This is a genomic window from Streptomyces sp. CB01580 (genome assembly GCF_001905795.1).
In the GTDB taxonomy this organism is placed as follows: Bacteria; Actinomycetota; Actinomycetes; order Streptomycetales; family Streptomycetaceae; genus Streptomyces.
This window is the reverse complement of record NZ_LIXJ01000003.1, coordinates 663,685-679,978: the sequence shown is the minus strand read 5'-3', so window position 1 is coordinate 679,978 and position 16,294 is coordinate 663,685. Positions and strand designations below refer to the sequence as shown.

Here is a 16,294-nt window from a genome sequence, read left to right as displayed (position 1 = left end):
GAACCCTTCCGGTCGCAGCACTAGGAGTGACCGCTGCCGGTGTCCGCGTGACGCGTGCCGATGCCCGAGTCCGGCGCACAATCCATGACGACCGATGCCCGACGTCCGGCAGATGACAAGGAGACCGGCGACGGCGTGCCGGTTCGGCACGGCGACGCGGATGACGCGGTCGGTTCGCACGATTCCGCACGGCTCGCTCGGGGTGCCGGGTCCGGGCCCCGGCCGCGGGCGGACGGAGGTACCGCCGGTCAGGGGTCACCGGAGTGACGCTCCTGACAGGCGCCTGTCATGATGTGCCGATGTACGCGTCACGAGCAAGAAGCGGCCTGGGACTCGCCCTGGTCTCGGCGTTGGCCTTCGGTGGTTCAGGGGTCGCGGCCAAGCCGCTCATCGAGGCCGGCGTCGATCCGCTCCACGTGGTCTGGCTGCGGGTGGCGGGCGCCGCTCTCGTCATGCTGCCCGTCGCCTGGCGCCACCGTGCTCTGTTGCGCAACCGTCCGGTCCTCCTCCTCGGGTTCGGGCTGCTGGCCGTCGCGGGTGTGCAGGCGTGCTATTTCGCCGCCATCTCCCGCATCCCCGTCGGAGTGGCGCTGCTGGTGGAGTACCTGGCGCCCGCGCTCGTCCTCGGATGGGTCCGGTTCGTCCAGCGCCGCCCGGTCACCCGGCGCGCCGCGCTCGGGGTGGTGCTCGCCGTCGGAGGGCTCGCCTGCGTCGTCGAGGTCTGGTCGGGGCTGAGCTTCGACGCGATCGGACTGCTGCTCGCACTCGGCGCGGCGTGCTGCCAGGTCGGCTACTTCGTCCTGTCGGACCAGGGGAGCGCGGACAGGGGGCCGGGCGTCGAGCCGCCGCACCCGGTCGGTGTCATCGCGTACGGACTCCTGTTCGGCGCGCTCGTCCTCACCGCCGTCGCACGCCCCTGGAACATGGACTGGGCGATCCTCGGCGGCAGCGCGGGCATGGACGGCACGGATGTCCCCGCCTGGCTGCTGCTCGCCTGGATCGTGCTCGTCGCGACCGTGCTCGCCTATGTCACCGGGGTGGTCTCGGTACGGCTGCTCTCCCCGGCGGTCGCGGGTGTCGTCGCCTGTCTGGAGGCGGTCATCGCCACCGTGCTGGCCTGGGTGATGCTCGGCGAGCACCTGTCGGCCCCGCAGCTCCTCGGAGGCGCCGTGGTGCTGGCCGGGTCCCTGATCGCACAGTCCGCCACGCCCAGGACGCCCTCCGGGCCGGTCGCCTCCGGTCCGGGCGAAGGACAGGCTGTGACCGGTCCGGGCGAAGGGCAGGCCGTGACCGGTCGGGGTGATGGGCGGGCCACAGGTCCGGACACCGGCTTCGCGACCGCCGAGACGCCGTTGTCCACCGGCCGCACCACGTCGTAGGGTGACGGCCATGCATACGACCGTGCTTTCGCCGCCCGCCGCCTGAGGGCGCGGGCGGACGCTCCTGACGAAGACCGGGCTCGGGCAGTCCCCGAGCGGTTCGTCGCTGCCCGCGCGCGGAGCCGACGACCACCATTCCGATTCTTCATGCGGAGAAAACACGTGTCGAACACTGCTTCCGGCCTGCCCGTCGGGCGGAGCCTCATCTGTCTGATCGTCGCCGGTGTCGCCTGGGGCACCGCGGGCGCCGCCGCCTCGCTGGTCTTCGGGATCAGCGACATGGGGCCGCTCGCCCTGTCGTTCTGGCGTTGCGCGGGCGGCCTCGTGCTGCTGCTGGCCGTCCTGGTGCTGCGGCCCCGGCGCCCGGCAGCCCCCGCCGAACCGCGTGCCCGCCGACTGCTGCGCGTCCTGGGGAACGGCCTCGGCCTCCTCGTGTTCCAGAGCGCCTACTTCGCGGCCGTCGGGGCGACGGGCCTCGCGGTGGGGACCGTCGTGACGATCGGGGCGGGCCCCGTGCTCATCGCGGTCGGCGCGCGGCTGACCATGGGGGAGCGGCTGGGGCGCGGGGGGTTCGCCGCGGTGGCGGGCGGTCTGGCCGGGCTCGCCGTCCTGGTGCTCGGTGGCGACGGCGCGACCGTGCGGCCCGCCGGTGTCGCGCTGGCCATGCTCTCCGCGGCCGGCTACGCCACGATGACTCTGCTGACCCGGTGGCTGGGCCGTGACGGCGGTGCCGCCGACCCGCTCACCACCAGCGCCTGGGCCTTCGGGATCGGCACCCTCGGACTGCTGCCGGTGGCCGCGGCCGAGGGTCTCGTACCGCACACCGAGCAGGCGGCACAGGTGGTGATGCTGCTGGTGTACGTGGCGGCGGTGCCGACCGCGCTCGCCTACGCGCTCTACTTCGCGGGTGCCGCGGTGGTGCGCGCCGCGACCGTGTCCGTGATCATGCTGCTCGAACCGGTCGCCGCGGCGGTCATCGCCGTCGTCCTGTTCCATGAGCGGCTCACCGTGTCCACGGTCGTCGGGACGCTGCTCCTCCTCGCGGCCGTGGCCGGTCCGGCTCTCGGCGAGGTGCGTGGGGCCGCGCATTCCCGCCGTGCTTCCGTTCCGGTCTGACCGCGCGTTCGTTCGCCACGGACCGGGGGCGTCCCCGCCGGACCGCTCCCGCTCGTTCGTTCCGGTCCGAACGCCGGACGGCCGGGTTCGCCGCCGTTCTCCCGGTGGCGGGCCCGGCCGCCTAGTGCCGCTCCCGGCAACGTTTGCCCCGTCGCACCGCCCGGCACGCACTCCCCCAAGGCCTTAAGGGCCAGGGGGGACCCCCTTCGGCGTTGGCCGAAAGCCCACGTAGCCCTTCCCCAAGCTCTCGACTTCGTTCGAGCAGGGGAGACCCCATCCGAGGGCCTTCGGCCGCCTTGCGATCGCACGCACCGGACGCCGCTCCTTCCGGGCAAACCTTGCCGGTCACGGCACTAGTCCTGTGGCCGGAAGGGTTTGCCGGGAAGCTCGCGGCGTCCGGTGCGGTGCATCGCAAGGCGGAGGATCGCCCTCGTACGGGACGTACTCGGGTGATGCGGCAACGTGGCGAGGTGCCGTGCCGGGCGTCGCGANCGCAGCGTCGGATGCTTCTCCAGCAGGCTCGCCAGCACGTGTCCCTGGCCGCCGCCGATGTCGGCGACCACGGACCCCATCCGAGGGCCTTCGGCCGCCTTGCGATCGCACGCACCGGACGCCGCTCCTTCCGGGCAAACCTTGCCGGTCACGGCACTAGTCCTGTGGCCGGAAGGGTTTGCCGGGAAGCTCGCGGCGTCCGGTGCGGTGCATCGCAAGGCGGAGGATCGCCCTCGTACGGGACGTACTCGGGTGATGCGGCAACGTGGCGAGGTGCCGTGCCGGGCGTCGCGAGCCGGTGAACCTTTCCGGTCGCAGCACTGGGGGCCGGTTCAGAGCGCGGTGAGGTAGTCCGGCACCCCGATGGCGGGATCGAGGTCGACGGAGGGGACCGGCGTGGTGTAGCCGCGGGCCAGCGGCAGGACGCCCGCCCAGTGGGGCAGCGCGAGGTCCTCCGGTTCGTCGTTGGGCCCGCCGGTGCGGATCTTGGCGGACACCTCCCGGAGATCGAGCCGGATCACCGCCGTCGCGGCCAGTTCCTTCGTGCCGGCCGGCCGTGAGTCGGCGGACCGGCCCGGCACCACGTGGTCGACGATGGCGTCCAGGGCGATGCGCCGCTCCTTCGGATCGGTCACCGTGCGGGCGATGCCATGGACCACCACGGAGCGGTAGTTGATCGAGTGGTGGAAGGCCGAGCGGGCCAGCACCAGACCGTCGACGTGCGTCACCGTCAGGCACACGGGAAGGCCCGGATCGGCCCCGCCCGCCTCCCTCAGCGGCCGGGAACCGGTCGAGCCGTGTACGTAGAGCCGTTCGCCCAGTCGGCCGAAGAGCGTCGGCAGAACGACCGGGGCGCCGTCGCGGACGAAACCGAGATGGCAGAGGTACGCCTCGTCGAGTATCGAATGGACCGTCTCCCGGTCGTACGCCGCGCGTTCACGGGCCCGGGTCGGCACGGTGCGCCCGGTCGGCCGGTACTCGTCCCCGGCCGAGGGGGCCGGTTCCGGGGACTGTGGCGCTGCGGTGTCCGGCATTGCGGCCTCCATTGCACTAGTGCATAATGTTGTTTGTGCTAGGAGAGTATCGGATCGAGGGGCGACGCGCATCGGAGATCGCCGCGAGCGTGGAGCGGGGGGTCGGCTCGGGCGACCTCGCGCCCGGTCAGTCGCTCCCGCCCATGAGGGAGCTGGCGGAACTGCTGGGGGTGAACCCCAACACGGTGGCGGCGGCCTACCGCACCCTGCGCGAGCGCGGGGTGATCGAGACGGCGGGGCGCCGGGGCAGCAGGGTGCGGCCGCGCCCCGCGAGCACGGCGCGGGGGTCGCTCCGGGTGGAGGTGCCGCTCGGGGCGCGGGATCTGGGGTCGGGCAATCCCGATCCGGCGCTGCTCCCCGCGTTGGACGAGGCGTTCGAGGCGGCGACCCGCGCGTACGCGCGGGAGCCCGGGATGTACGGGCAGCCGCCGCTGGTGCCGGAGTTCGCGGATCTCGCCCGCGCCGCGCTGGACGCCGACGGCGTGCCGGCCGGGCCCGTGCTCGCGGCCTCGGGATCGCTGGACGCGATCGAGCGCGTCCTGACGGCGCATCTCAAGCCGGGGGACGCGGTGGCCGTCGAGGACCCGGGGTGGGGCAGCATGCTGGATCTCGTACCGGCGCTGGGGCTCCGCCCGGTGCCCGTGGCGCTCGACGACGACGGACCGCTGCCGGGCGCCGTCGAGCGCGCGCTGGACGCCGGGGCCCGGGCGCTCGTGGTCACCGACCGCGCGCAGAACCCGACCGGTGCCGCCGTCGGCGCGCGACGCGCGGCCGAACTGCGGGACGTCCTCGCGCGCCACCGCGATGTGCTGCTCGTCGAGGACGACCACGGCCACGGCATCGTCGACCTGCCGCTGCATCCGCTCGCGGGTGCCACGGACCGGTGGGCGTTCGTCCGGTCCGTCGCCAAGGCGTACGGGCCGGACCTGCGGGTCGCACTGCTCACCGGGGACCCGGTCACCACCGACCGGGTGTCGGGCCGACAGGGGCTCGGACCCGGCTGGGTCAGTGGGCTCCTGCAACGGGCCGTGGCACACCTGTGGCGCACGGGTGCCGTCGACCCCGAGGGCGTCGCGCGGTCGTACGGGAACCGGCGGGACGCACTGCTGCGGGCGCTGGCCGAGCGGGGAGTCGTGGCGCACGGGCGCAGCGGCATGAACGTGTGGGTGCCGGTGGACGACGAGACCGGGGCCGTGGCGCGGCTGCTGCACGCGGGCTGGGTGGTGGCGCCCGGCGCGCGGTTCCGGATGGCCGCGCCGCAGGGGATCCGCCTGACCGTCTCACCGCTCACCGACGCCGACGTGGCCCCCCTGGCCGACGCGGTGGCGGCCGCGACGGGTCCGGTGGCTCCCCTGAACTACGGCTGAAGACGCGGCGGTCGGTGGTCGGCGGCCGGTCACGGGCGGCCGGCCGCGGGGATGGGGCTACACCGAGGGACCACGGGCGCGGGCTACGGTAGGCGTCCCGTGGCCGAGCGCGGTCCGGCGCCGGGCGGCCGGGCGCGCGGCCCGCTCTGGGTGAGGACGGCACCCGCGAGGACCACCAGGGCGCCCACCAGCGTGTTCCAGCTCAGCCGTTCGCCGAGTACGACGACTCCGGCCGCGGTGGCGACGACCGGGATGAAGTAGGTCACCATCTGCGCGGTCGTCGGTCCGACCTCCTCCACCAGGCCGAACTGCACCAGCATCGCGAAGCCCGTGCCCAGCGCTCCGAGGGCGGCCACCGCGAGGGTCGGAAGCAGCGGAAATCCCTCGAGGGCGGATGTGAACAGCGGGGTCACCAGCGAGAGTTGCGCCGTGCCGAGGAGAAGCTGGCCGCCGGTCAGGGCGAGTGCGGAGGCACCGGTTCCCGACAGCGTCCTGCGGACGTATATCCAGCCGACCGGATAGCAGAGGGAGGCGAGCAGGGCCATGGCCGTACCGCCGACGTCCAGCCCGGAGAAGCCCTGCCAGCCGCCCAGCACGGTCAGGACACCGAGGAAGCCGAGGCCGAGCCCGGCCACCCGGCGGCGGGTCGGCCGGTCCTCCGAGAGCGCCACCAGCGACAGCGCCATGCCCCACAGGGGGGACGTCGCGTTGCAGATGCCTGCCAGGGTCGACGGAATGCTCAACTCGGCATACGCGAAGAGCGAGAACGGCAGCGCGTTCAGGAAGAACGCGGCGACGGCCAGATGGCACCAGGTGCGGGCTCCGCGCGGCAGCCGCACCCGCCGCACCGCCATCGCCGCGGCCAGCACGGCCGTGCCCGCGAGGAGGCGGCCGAGCGTGACCTGGAACGGGGCGTACCCGTGCGTGCCCACCTTGATGAGGAGGAAGCTGAAGCCCCAGATGAGCGCGAGCGCCCCGAAGCGTATGCGCCAGTCCGGCCTCCGCCGCGACGGGGAGGTGTCCGGGCCGCGCGGGGCAGCCCCCGCAGCCGCGTCCGGGCGCGGATCCGGAGCCGCGGTGCGGTTCCTGGGGGTGGTGGGGGACTCGGAGACCGGAGAGGTCTCCGGCCTGACAGCGGCGCTCATGCGTCAACGATGACGAGCTCAACCACGTAGAACAAGTGAGACTTCCTGCGCGGAGTCTCGTAGTGTTCCTTACATGTTGAACTTGGAGCGCCTGCGCACCCTGGACGCCCTCGCCCGGCACGGTTCGGTGAGCGGTGCCGCCGCGGGTCTGCACGTGACCACGTCGGCCGTCTCCCAGCAGATGGCGAAGCTGGAACGGGAGGTGGGACAGCGGCTCCTCGCCAGGAACGGTCGCGGGATCCGCCTCACGGACGCGGGCCGGCTGCTCGCCGACCACGCGGCGCGGATCCTCTCGCAGGTCGAACTGGCGCAGGCCGACATCGAGGCGCAGCGCGGAGAGGTGGTGGGCGAGATCCTGCTCTCCGCCTTTCCCACGGCGGCGCGCGGGCTGTTCCCCCCCGTGCTGGGGGCGTTGTGCGCCGACCATCCCGAACTGCGGGTGAGGACGCGGGAGCTGGAACCCGAGGACGGCATCCGGGGCGTCCTGCGGGGGGACATCGACCTGGCGGTCGCGCTGGACTGGAGCAACAAGCGGCTGCCGGTCCCCGGCGGTCTGACCAGGGTGGAACTCCTGGACGACACGCCGGACATCGCGATGCCGGCCGGCCACCCCCTCGCGGACCGGCCGGAGGTGGACCTGGAGGAGTTCGCCGACGACGAGTGGGTGTCCTGGCCCGAGGGCGAGTTCTGCCACGATTGGCTGGTGTTCACGCTGCGTTCGAAGGGCTTCGAGCCGCGCATCGCGCATCTGGTGGGCGAGCACCACACCCAACTCGCCTTGATCGCCGCGGGAGTGGGGGTCTGCGTGGCACCCCGCCTGGGGCGCGGACCGGTGCCCGACGGGGTGCGGCTCGTGCCCGTACGGCAGCGGATGCGGCGGCACGTCCACGCCGTGTGGCGCACCGGCGCGGAACGGCGTCCGTCGGTCCGGGCGACGGTGGACGCACTGCGGACGGCCGCCCGGGAACTGAGCGAGGCGTCGGCGTAGGGGCGTCTTCCCGCACACCGGGGCGCGGCCGAGCCGGAGCGTTACGGGTCACGGCCCCGCCGGTCGTTCCGGGCACCGGGCCGGGCCTCCCGGGGCACCGGGGCGCGGCCGGGGCGGGGGCTCGGGGAATCCGGCCGGAGCCCTTGGATATCGGGCCGGGACGTCCGGTGCGGGAGCGCTCAGGCCGTGCGCGGCCCCGCGAGCTTCCGGAAGTCCCAGGAGGTGACGGCCTGAGGGGTGAGCCGCAGCCAGGCGTGCCGGCCGTCGTGCGGCATCGCGTCCGTTTCGAAGTACTTCCGGGCGAACAGGCGCTCCGGTCCGTCGAGTTCGGGGCAGGGGGCGCCGGTGCGGGGTGCCTCGCCGACGGGAACGGCCCTGCCGGAGAGCTCGACGCCGCGGAGTTCCCCGTACTCCACCCCGTCGTCCACGACCACCGCGATCCTGGGGTCGGTGCGCAACTGTGACCACCGCAGGCTGCGGGTGATCGAGTACAGCCAGAGCGACGTGCCGTCCCAGGCGAACCACAGGGCTCCGGCATGCGGGTGGCCGTCCGGCGACACCGTGGCGACCCGGCAGGTGCGCTGCTCGGCGAGGTAGGTGTCGCGTTCCGTCCCGGTCATCATGATCCGGCGGCCCCGTCGCTGTGTGACGGTCATGGAGCGCCTCCCTTTCTCCGACTGTCTGACTAGGTGTCAGAAATCATGGGGTCTCTTCCTTCGTCGCGCAATGGCGGCTAGCCTCCGCGACCGGACCGTCGGCGAAGGAGCCGGTTCGCACGCCGACGGCACCCGTTCCGTACCGATGCCCCGTCACCGACAGAGCCGATCCTTCACCGAAAGGACCTGCCGTGCCGTCGAGGGAACAACCCGCCGCACAGCTCACCGGGCAGCTCGCCGGACTGCTCGATCCGGTCATCTGTGCGCTCATGACGGTCGAATGCCAGCAGGGCGTCGTGGGCCCCGGCAGCGCACTGCCCGAACTGGCCGAGGAGGCCAGGTCGTCCGGAATGCTCGACCGCGTCGCCCGGCTGGTCGAGGCCGCTCACGAGGCCGGGGTCCAGGTGATGCACGCGGTGGCCGAGCGCCGCCCCGACGGGCGGGGTGCCAACACCAACGCCCGTCTGTTCCGGGCCGCCCGCCGCTTGCCCGTGCAGCAGCACCCGGGCACCGCGGCGGTCCGGATCGCCGAGCCCGTCGAGGTCAGGGACGAGGACCTCGTCGTGCGGCGGCTGCACGGCCTCTCGCCGATCGCCGGAACGGACGCGGACGCCCTGCTCCGCAACCTCGGCTGCCGGACACTCGTCGTCACCGGTGTCTCGGCCAATGTGGCCGTCCCCAACGCCGTGTTCGACGCGGTGAACCTCGGATACACGGTGGTGGTGCCCTCCGACGCCATCGCGGGGGTGCCGGCCGACTACACCCCCGCGATGATCCGTCACACACTCGCCCTCGTCGCCACCGTCACGACCACCGACGCCGTGCTCGACTCCTGGCGGAGCCGCGGGCGCGCCGGTGCCGGCAAGGGGGCCGGTGCCGGCGTTTCTCCCGGTGTCAGGAAGCGAGCGTGATCGTGCCGTTCTCGACCTTGATCGGTCGGGCGGGCAGCGCCTGCGAGGCCGGACCCGACATCACGTCACCCGTCGCGACATCGAACGTGCTGCCGTGGCAGGGGCAGTTGATGGCGCCGTCCGACACGCTCGACACGGTGCATCCCTGGTGGGTGCACTTCGAGGAGAACGCCTTGAATTCACCGGCCTTGGGCTGTGTCACCACCACGTCCCGGTCGGCGAAGATCTTGCCGCCGCCCTGTGGGATGTCGGCCGTCTTCGCCAGGACGTCCTTGCCGCCGTCCTTCGCGGCGGTGCTCCCCGCGGCCGAGGTCGGACCGGACGCCGGTTCCACCTCCGCCTGTGCCTCCTCCTTGCTGCCGCACGCGGCGAGTACGGCAGCCACCGAAGCGGCTCCGACCGCTGTGACGACGGTCCTACGGCCGGGGCCGACCTCGTGTTCCTGCGACGTGCTCACGCCGGTTCTCCTTCCGCGACAGTCGCGGCCGCCGGTGCTCGCGACTTCTTCCTGATGACTGGTGTGGGATGCCCGGGCGTGCGGCGGGAGGGCCGCGTCTTCCAGGGCCCGGGACCTCGTCGTCATCGGCACATACGGGCACCGGCATGAGCGGGCGTCACCGGTCGGCGGCGCGGAAGGGCGGTGAATCGGCGTGCGGCCCACCGGAATTACTCCGGATGGCCGAGGGGTCGTTGGGCCCGATGGGTGTCGCGCACCGCCGGTCGGCCGGTGGCCGGGCAGGCGGCTCCACGCCAGGGCGGCCGGTGGCGTGTGCGAGGCTGGGGAGCATGACACTGAGCGGCTTCACCGCCATCGAGCGGGCCATTCGTGACGGCTGGGGCGCGGACACGGCGACGCCGGATCACCGCCCGCACTGGACCCCCGACAACCCCGCCCGTGACCAGTGCGGGGTCACCGCCCTGGTCGTGCACGACCTGCTGGGCGGTGACCTGATACGCGGAGAGGTCCACGTCGACGGCGAGCGGGTGGACTACCACTGGTGGAACCGGTTCGGCATGGGAATCGAAGTCGACCTCACGCGCGAGCAGTTCGGCCCCGAGGAACAGGTCGTCGGCGGAGAGGTGATCGAACGGCCCGCGGAGATCGTGCGACTCCGGGAGGAGTACGAACTCCTCCGCGGCCGGGTCCTGGCCGCGCTGCGCCCGTAGGCGCCCTGCCGTACGCCGTCCCTCCGCGGCGTCCCGCGCGCCGACGGTGCGGGATCAGTCGGATCCCGCACCGTCCGTACGGAAGACCTTCTCTCCCTCGCGCAGACGGGCGAAGAGGAGCGTCTGGTCCAACTGTTCCACGTCCTCGTCCTCCTCGTTGCCGAACACCTCGTCCACCAGCAGTTCACGCAGCCGCTCCTGGACTCCGTCGCCGAACCCCTGCTGGAAGTCGTCCAGGTCGAAGTGGGTCTCCGCCTCCACATCGGCGATCGTGGCGTGATCGTCCTCGATGACCAGACGGGCGCGGATGGTCCCGGCCTGGAGCGTGTTGTCGTTGTAGTAGCCGTAGACGATTTCGGCCTCGATGTCGCCGCCGACGTACATCTCGCCGTCGGTGTGCACCGCGCGGGCCGTCACGTCCCCGGCCACGGCCACCACGGAGTCCGGGCCGCAGTCCTTCATGCAGCCCTCGACGGTCAGCGAGCCGGTGACCACGAAGGGGGCCGCCACGTCCAGATGCCCCTTCACGATCAGATCGCCGTGGTGGAAGAACGGCTCGCCCAGCTCCTGGTCGCCGACCAGGGCGCGGTTCGTCCGGGCGTCGTCCCCCAGGGCCTCGGCGCACAGCTTCGGTATGAACGGGACGTGATCGGGGTCGCAGTCGTGGCGCAGCTCGGCGACGAACGCCTGGTAGCTCTCGTACTCCGGCCGGACCCGCTCCGCCAGCCAGTCGCCGTCGTCCGGAATCCCGGCGGCCCGGCACGCCTCGGACAGCCTGGCCCGAGTCTCCTCCGCGATCCGTCGGACGGCGGCCATGTCGATGGGCAGCGGCCCGCCCTCCGTCACGGGGTAGTCGACATGGGCGGGCGCACCCGTGTTCTCCAGCAGCGCCTCGACGACCTGAGGGGACGGCGGCGGGCCGTCGCCGCTCCGGGGAAGCGCGTCCGTCCGGTGCAGAGGGGGACCCTCCTCGTCACGGGCCGAGGGATCGGCGCCGTCGGCGATCAACGCACCGGCCTCGGCGGCCCGTTGGGCGTCGTCCTCGTCGGCCGCGGGGGCGACGGCGGCAAAGAGGGAACTGCTCTTCACATCGTTCATGGGCCGGACCCTACGAGCCCCGACTGACAGCAGGCCCCGGGAGCGGACCGCGGAAACGGACGGAATCTAGTGCTGCGACCGGAAAGGTTCACCGGCTCGCGGCGTCCGGTACGGCACCTCGCCGCGTTGTCGCATCACCCGAGTACGTCCAGTACGAGGGCGATCCTCCGCCTTGCAATGCACCGCACGGGACGCCGAAGTGGCCGAAGAGCATGCATCGTGGGCCGATATATGATGACCGGTGTGACGACAAGACAATCGACCCTGACCGAGCCGCAGTACTTCATCCTCGTCGCGCTCATGGACGGGCCGCTGCACGGATACGGCATCATCAAGGCCGCCGAGCGGGCCACCGGCGGACGGCTCAGGATCGCCGTCGGAACCCTCTACGGCGCGCTGGAGCGGATGGAGCGGTCCGGGCTGATCGCGACCGACCGGGAGGAGGTCGTGGACGGCCGGGCGCGGCGCTACTACCGGCTCACCCATGACGGCGCCGAGGCGCTGGGCCGGGAGGCGCAGCGGATGCAGCAGGCGGCCGCCGCCGTCATCGGACGTTCGGCGAGGCTCGGGACGGCCGGGGCGTGAACCGTCTGCTGCTCGCCGCCTACCCCCGGGCCGTGCGTGCCCGGCAGGGGCAGGAGGTGCTGGCCTGCCTGGCCGAGGCGTACCCCGGCCGTTCGTGGCCCCCGCCGCGGGAGGCCGTCGCGCTGGTGCGCGCGGGTGCCCAGGCTCGGATACGCGCCGTCGCCGACGACACGGCGCGGCCTTGGTGGCTGGACGGGGTCCACCTCGCCGCCCTTGTCCTCGCCGCCCTCGCCCTGGTCCCCTACCTCCAGGACGTGTGGGACTGGGCTCTGCGCATCGACCCCGGCGGACACGCGCTGGGCTTCGGCTCCACCGGCTGGTACCCGTGGTCGCAGGGCCCCGGCGCACAGCCGCGGACCCTGCCCTACGGGCTGCTCCCGCTGGTGTGTCTGATCGCCCTGCTGCGCGGCAGGGCGTGGATCGCGCTGCCGGCCTCGGTCGCGATGGTCTGCGCCGGTGCCACGATCGGGACCTCGACGTTCTTCGGGACCGAAGGCGTGGTGGGCCCGGGCTACTACGGTCTGGGCGCCCCGATCCTGGCCCACGACCTGGTGCTCTCGGGGTCCCTGACCACCGCGTGCGCGGTCCTGGCGATTTGCCGCCCCGGCCGGTTGCGGCGCCGCTCCTACGCCTGGCTCGTTCCCGTGGTGTGCGCGATGTCCGTGGCCGGGGGCCTGCACATCGCCTCGTACGATCCGGCGTTCCAGCGCGGCTGGCTCCTCGTCGAGATCGCCGCGTTGATCGCCGCGTGGGCGGCGACGGCCGAGACCGGCGACCACCAGTGGATGATCCCCGTCGCCGCGTTCGCGGTCGTCCGGCTCCAGGCGGTCGTCACGCAGCCGATGCTCATGGAGTCCCCGCGCGTGCCGGGCACGGCCGTGCTGTTCGCCCTGGTCGCGCCACTGCCGATCCTGGCGTCGGCGGCTCGGCGCCGACAGGGCGTGTGAACCCCGGAGCCGAATCCCGGAGCTGAATTCCGGACAGCGGTGGCACCTAGTGCCGTGACCGGCAACGTTTGCCCCGTCGCACCGCCCGGCACGCACGCTCGCGGCGTTGGCCGAAAGCCCACGTACCCGCTACGAGGGCTTTCGGCCGCCTTGCGATCGCACGCACCGGACGCCGCTCCTTCCGGGCAAACCTTGCCGGTCACGGCACTAGTCGCGGCGGGCCGCCGAGCAGGACCCCACCCGCACGAGACCGGTACGCCGGGCNGGTGAAGTTCGTGTACGGCTTCCAGTCGGAGCTGGACCGCATGTACGGCTGGGGCATGCAGTGGGGGCGCGGCTACAAGTCCCGGACCTGAGAGCGGCACACGCCCGCGGCCCAGGACCCTAGTGCCGTGACCGGCAACGTTTGCCCCGTCGCACCGCCCGGCACGCACGCTCGCGGCGTTGGCCGAAAGCCCACGTACCCGCTACGAGGGCTTTCGGCCGCCTTGCGATCGCACGCACCGGACGCCGCTCCTTCCGGGCAAACCTTGCCGGTCACGGCACTAGTCGCGGCGGGCCGCCGAGCAGGACCCCACCCGCACGAGACCGGTACGCCGGGCGGCCGTCGCGGCAGCGGCACCGCTCGGCGCGAGAGAGCGGCCGGCCCTCCGGCCGCCGGAACGAAACGGGACGACGTTGACGCAGCAGGACCGCACAAGCATCCACCCGACTGCGCCCATGGAGCCGGACCGGCCCCGGTTCCGTCCGGGCCCGCCCCTGCTGTGCCTCCTCGGGGTCGGGGTCGTCTACCTGCTCGCCGTGTGCACGCCGTTCGGGCAGCGGGCGGAGAACGGGCTGGTCAAGGGATACGCCGACCAGGCACGAATCTTCGAACTGGTGCAGTCGGCGGGGCCGCCGCCGCTCAAGGCGGCCATGCCCACGCTCGTCGCGGGCCTCGTCGCGATCGCCGCGGTCGCCCTGCTGCGCCGCTGCTGGTGGCAGGGGTGCGCGGCACTCGGGGTCGTGGTGGTCACGGTCGTCGGTACGGAGGCGCTCCACCTGGTCCTCCCGCGCCCCGATCTGGTCCGGGCCCCGCAGGGGCTCACCGACGGGAGCTTTCCCAGTGGCCATGTGGCCGTCGTCGCCGGGCTGGCCTGCGGCGCGGTGCTGGTCGCCGCCCCGCGCGTGCGCCCGTACGTCGCCATGGCCGGGATGCTGTGGCTCGCCTTCACCGCGGCCGCCGTCCAGGCCCTCTACTGGCACCGGCCCAGCGACGCGATGGGGGCCACGCTGCTGGCCTGCGCCTGCTACAGGGTCGCCGCTCAACTCCTGCCCTCCGCCGCGACTTCGGGCGGCACCCGGCCGCCCCGGTCCCTTCCGGCCCTGGCCGGGGTTCTCGCCCTGGTCGGTGCGCTGGCCGGCGGAGCGCGGGAGGACGCCGTCGCGCGCCCGCTGGTCTTCACCGGAGCGGCCCTCGTATGCGTGGCCCTGTACGGGATCACGACGGGTTCGTCCTCCGGCCCGCGACGGTCGGTGCCGGGGCGGTCCGGTGCGTCGCCGCAAGGATGAGCGCGGAAGCCACGAGAGAAGCGGCGGGAGCCCCGAGCCCCTGCCGCGTTCCCCGTCGATCAGGTCCGGGGCCGCCTGCGGGGCGGGGGCCTGGCCAGCCGATCGGGGCGTCGGCGCGGCGCAGTTGTCGGTCGCCCGACGGGGCCCGCGACCGCACGGCCGGACGGAGCCTCGGCCCATGGCCTGGTGGCACAGTGGGACGACCGGCTCGGGGCGGTACTCCGTGCGCGGCGCTCGACGCGCTCGCGGAGAGCCGCGCCCGGGAACTCGACGCCCCGCGCGACCGTGCCGACACACTCTCCCGGTTCCGGCGCGACCTACGCGCCGAGGGCCCCGGGGACCGGGAGATCGTCCGTACGGCGGAGATGTGCGAGGCCCGGCGCTTTCAGGACGAGGCGGTGCACCGGGTCCGTGTCCGGCCGCCCTGCCCGTCGAGCCGCCGCTCGCCGCCCCGCGCACCTGCTGCCCTGCTGCGGCTCTGGGCCCGCTCGGCGAGCAGGTCGACCAGCTCCGGCTGCCGGTTCGCGTGCGTGTCGAGCAGCAGGTGCAACTGGTGGAAGGCCGCACCCCGCACGAGCCAGTGGTGCTTCTTGTACAGGGCGTGGAGCATCTGGGTTTCCGCAAGGGTCTTGTTCAGCCGCCGGCAGGAGTACAGACGCGTGCCGGCGGAGCGGATGACCGGGGCCGTCCGCGGAGCCCGGGCGGCCGTCCGCCCGTCGGCCTGATCCGGGCCCGGTGCCGCACGGCCGCCCGCGGCCGGCAGCGCCCCGCGTACGACACGGGGAGGTCGTCCGCGCGTCCCGTTGACCTGGTTGCCGGAAACACCGGCCGGGCCACCCGGCCGACCGAAGCCCGATCTGCATCATGAGAACCATGGACGAGACACGCACACTCACCGAGGACGAGATGAACGATCTCCTCAGCGACGAGGACCGGGACACCGGCGAGGAGGACGACGCGTACGAATGGGTCCGGTGAACGCGTCGGGCATCCGGGCAGGGCCGGAACATGCCGTGGGACCGGGACCCGCACCGGCGGTGCGACGGGTCCCGTTCATGGGCGCGCTTCCTCGTCAGGTGCCGGGCTTGCGACCGCGGACGTACACCTGATCACCGATCCCCAGTCGGTCCCACAGCGTCTTCGCGTGCTCCAGCCGCAGATTGACGCATCCCGCCGAACCGCCCCCGTCGAACAGGTCGTCGTACCGCGCGTGGATCGCCTGGCCGCCGTCGAAGTACTGGGCATACGGCATGGGTGCGTCGTCGTACAGCTCCGAATGGTCGTCGCGGACGCGGCGGAAGATCTTGTGCAGTCCGGGACGGGTCTCCTCGCCCAAGCGGCCGGTGCGCGTGGCCACCGGGCCGAATTCCAGCTTCTTGCCGTTCTGCAACCACAGGAACTGGCGCGTCATGTCGACGCACACCACCCTGCCGACGTCCACCGGGCACGAGCCGTCGGCGTTCGGATCCGTGCCGGCCTGTACGAGCTGCGTCCGACGGTACGTCTCCAGCCCGGCGTACCCGTCCTGGTGGCCCAGTTTGTGCTTGCGCTGGAACTCGCGGGCGGCGGCGCAGTCCTGTGGCGACCGGCGTCCGTGCACCGGCGACGGCCCGGTGACAACACCACCTGCACCTACCGGGTGACCGAGGCCGATGCCAGGAACGGCCACGTCACCAACGTGGCGTTCGCCACGGCGGAGAACGGCACCGTCGGGTCGAACCAGGACGCGGCCCGCATCGTCGTCGAGAAGATGTGCGAGGACAAGCACTGCCCCAAGCCGCCGAAACCGTGCGAGGGCAAGCACTGCCCCAGGCCGCCGAAGCCGTGCCACGACAAGGGCGGCTGCAAGGTGAAGTGA

At 73.0% G+C, this 16,294-nt stretch carries 17 protein-coding genes and 1 pseudogene; 11 read left to right on the top strand and 7 right to left on the bottom strand.

Annotation, left to right across the window (positions count from 1 at the left end):
• The first annotated feature begins 299 nt into the window (after positions 1-299).
• Together AMK22_RS08045 and AMK22_RS08040 are read left to right on the top strand one after the other, a co-directional pair.
• Positions 300-1,379, top strand: coding sequence for an EamA family transporter (locus tag AMK22_RS08045; RefSeq protein ID WP_073782705.1), 1,080 nt, complete (start codon positions 300-302; stop codon positions 1,377-1,379).
• A 147-nt stretch (positions 1,380-1,526) separates the two neighbouring features.
• Complete coding sequence (locus tag AMK22_RS08040) at positions 1,527-2,495, top strand: DMT family transporter (RefSeq protein ID WP_199883150.1); 969 nt, start codon at positions 1,527-1,529, stop codon at positions 2,493-2,495.
• An 824-nt stretch (positions 2,496-3,319) separates the two neighbouring features.
• Here AMK22_RS08040 and AMK22_RS08030 read toward each other — a convergent pair.
• Positions 3,320-4,021: a pyridoxamine 5'-phosphate oxidase family protein gene (locus AMK22_RS08030; RefSeq protein WP_073782699.1), complete on the bottom strand. Its 702-nt coding sequence runs from the start codon at positions 4,019-4,021 to the stop codon at positions 3,320-3,322.
• Between the two features lie 35 nt (positions 4,022-4,056).
• Between AMK22_RS08030 and AMK22_RS08025 the strand changes: the two genes are divergently transcribed.
• Positions 4,057-5,388 (top strand): aminotransferase class I/II-fold pyridoxal phosphate-dependent enzyme, encoded by a 1,332-nt coding sequence (locus tag AMK22_RS08025; protein WP_073782697.1) that lies wholly within the window; start codon positions 4,057-4,059, stop codon positions 5,386-5,388.
• 83 nt (positions 5,389-5,471) lie between these two features.
• Here the strand turns inward: AMK22_RS08025 and AMK22_RS08020 are convergent, their stop codons facing one another.
• On the bottom strand, positions 5,472-6,533 hold the full coding sequence (locus AMK22_RS08020; protein ID WP_073782695.1) for a DMT family transporter: 1,062 nt from the start codon (positions 6,531-6,533) through the stop codon (positions 5,472-5,474).
• A gap of 73 nt (positions 6,534-6,606) precedes the next feature.
• Here AMK22_RS08020 and AMK22_RS08015 point away from each other — a divergent pair, with 73 nt between their 5' ends.
• The gene (locus AMK22_RS08015; protein ID WP_073782693.1) at positions 6,607-7,521 is read left to right on the top strand and encodes a LysR family transcriptional regulator; all 915 of its coding nucleotides are present in this window, start codon (positions 6,607-6,609) and stop codon (positions 7,519-7,521) included.
• A 179-nt stretch (positions 7,522-7,700) separates the two neighbouring features.
• On the opposite strand, the gene AMK22_RS08010 is transcribed toward AMK22_RS08015, so the two are convergent.
• Positions 7,701-8,177, bottom strand: a complete 477-nt coding sequence (locus tag AMK22_RS08010) for a pyridoxamine 5'-phosphate oxidase family protein (RefSeq protein WP_073782691.1) — start codon at positions 8,175-8,177, stop codon at positions 7,701-7,703.
• A gap of 269 nt (positions 8,178-8,446) precedes the next feature.
• Between AMK22_RS08010 and AMK22_RS08005 the strand changes: the two genes are divergently transcribed.
• The gene (locus tag AMK22_RS08005) at positions 8,447-9,088 is read left to right on the top strand and encodes a cysteine hydrolase (RefSeq protein WP_079185985.1); all 642 of its coding nucleotides are present in this window, start codon (positions 8,447-8,449) and stop codon (positions 9,086-9,088) included.
• Here AMK22_RS08005 and AMK22_RS08000 read toward each other — a convergent pair.
• A complete protein-coding gene (locus AMK22_RS08000) occupies positions 9,072-9,545 on the bottom strand; it encodes a Rieske (2Fe-2S) protein (protein ID WP_073782688.1) in 474 nt (157 codons plus the stop codon). The genes AMK22_RS08005 and AMK22_RS08000 overlap by 17 nt on opposite strands.
• Positions 9,546-9,874: 329 nt before the next feature.
• On the opposite strand from AMK22_RS08000, the gene AMK22_RS07995 reads away from it, so the two are divergent.
• Positions 9,875-10,255, top strand: coding sequence for a YunG family protein (locus AMK22_RS07995; RefSeq protein WP_107430488.1), 381 nt, complete (start codon positions 9,875-9,877; stop codon positions 10,253-10,255).
• A gap of 54 nt (positions 10,256-10,309) precedes the next feature.
• On the opposite strand, the gene AMK22_RS07990 is transcribed toward AMK22_RS07995, so the two are convergent.
• Complete coding sequence (locus AMK22_RS07990; protein WP_143203526.1) at positions 10,310-11,353, bottom strand: hypothetical protein; 1,044 nt, start codon at positions 11,351-11,353, stop codon at positions 10,310-10,312.
• 243 nt (positions 11,354-11,596) lie between these two features.
• On the opposite strand from AMK22_RS07990, the gene AMK22_RS07985 reads away from it, so the two are divergent.
• From AMK22_RS07985 to AMK22_RS07975, 4 genes and pseudogenes are all read left to right on the top strand, one after another.
• Entirely contained in the window at positions 11,597-11,938 is a 342-nt protein-coding gene (locus tag AMK22_RS07985) for a PadR family transcriptional regulator (RefSeq protein ID WP_073782891.1), read from the top strand.
• Positions 11,935-12,885, top strand: a complete 951-nt coding sequence (locus tag AMK22_RS07980) for a hypothetical protein (RefSeq protein WP_073782684.1) — start codon at positions 11,935-11,937, stop codon at positions 12,883-12,885. Before AMK22_RS07985 ends, AMK22_RS07980 begins: the two co-directional genes overlap by 4 nt.
• Before the next feature lie 265 nt (positions 12,886-13,150).
• Positions 13,151-13,241: pseudogene (locus AMK22_RS40650) on the top strand (Tellurium resistance); the annotation flags it as partial.
• Positions 13,242-13,605: 364 nt separating this feature from the next.
• Positions 13,606-14,436: a phosphatase PAP2 family protein gene (locus tag AMK22_RS07975; protein WP_073782682.1), complete on the top strand. Its 831-nt coding sequence runs from the start codon at positions 13,606-13,608 to the stop codon at positions 14,434-14,436.
• A 385-nt stretch (positions 14,437-14,821) separates the two neighbouring features.
• On the opposite strand, the gene AMK22_RS42255 is transcribed toward AMK22_RS07975, so the two are convergent.
• Positions 14,822-15,073 (bottom strand): ferritin-like domain-containing protein, encoded by a 252-nt coding sequence (locus AMK22_RS42255; protein ID WP_443333278.1) that lies wholly within the window; start codon positions 15,071-15,073, stop codon positions 14,822-14,824.
• 435 nt (positions 15,074-15,508) lie between these two features.
• A complete protein-coding gene (locus AMK22_RS40640; RefSeq protein ID WP_073782680.1) occupies positions 15,509-16,036 on the bottom strand; it encodes a L,D-transpeptidase in 528 nt (175 codons plus the stop codon).
• Here AMK22_RS40640 and AMK22_RS40635 point away from each other — a divergent pair.
• Positions 16,031-16,294: a hypothetical protein gene (locus tag AMK22_RS40635; protein ID WP_073782678.1), complete on the top strand. Its 264-nt coding sequence runs from the start codon at positions 16,031-16,033 to the stop codon at positions 16,292-16,294. The genes AMK22_RS40640 and AMK22_RS40635 overlap by 6 nt on opposite strands.

Coding starts and splice junctions, on each gene's coding strand:
- AMK22_RS08045 (WP_073782705.1), top strand. CDS start 300: ATGTACGCGTCACGAGCAAGAAGCGGCCTGGGACTCGCCCTGGTCTCG.
- AMK22_RS08030 (WP_073782699.1), bottom strand. CDS start 4,021: ATGCCGGACACCGCAGCGCCACAGTCCCCGGAACCGGCCCCCTCGGCC.
- AMK22_RS08010 (WP_073782691.1), bottom strand. CDS start 8,177: ATGACCGTCACACAGCGACGGGGCCGCCGGATCATGATGACCGGGACG.
- AMK22_RS07995 (WP_107430488.1), top strand. CDS start 9,875: ATGACACTGAGCGGCTTCACCGCCATCGAGCGGGCCATTCGTGACGGC.
- AMK22_RS07990 (WP_143203526.1), bottom strand. CDS start 11,353: ATGAACGATGTGAAGAGCAGTTCCCTCTTTGCCGCCGTCGCCCCCGCG.
- AMK22_RS08005 (WP_079185985.1), top strand. CDS start 8,447: ATGACGGTCGAATGCCAGCAGGGCGTCGTGGGCCCCGGCAGCGCACTG.
- AMK22_RS07975 (WP_073782682.1), top strand. CDS start 13,606: ATGGAGCCGGACCGGCCCCGGTTCCGTCCGGGCCCGCCCCTGCTGTGC.
- AMK22_RS08020 (WP_073782695.1), bottom strand. CDS start 6,533: ATGAGCGCCGCTGTCAGGCCGGAGACCTCTCCGGTCTCCGAGTCCCCC.
- AMK22_RS08040 (WP_199883150.1), top strand. CDS start 1,527: ATGCGGAGAAAACACGTGTCGAACACTGCTTCCGGCCTGCCCGTCGGG.
- AMK22_RS08015 (WP_073782693.1), top strand. CDS start 6,607: ATGTTGAACTTGGAGCGCCTGCGCACCCTGGACGCCCTCGCCCGGCAC.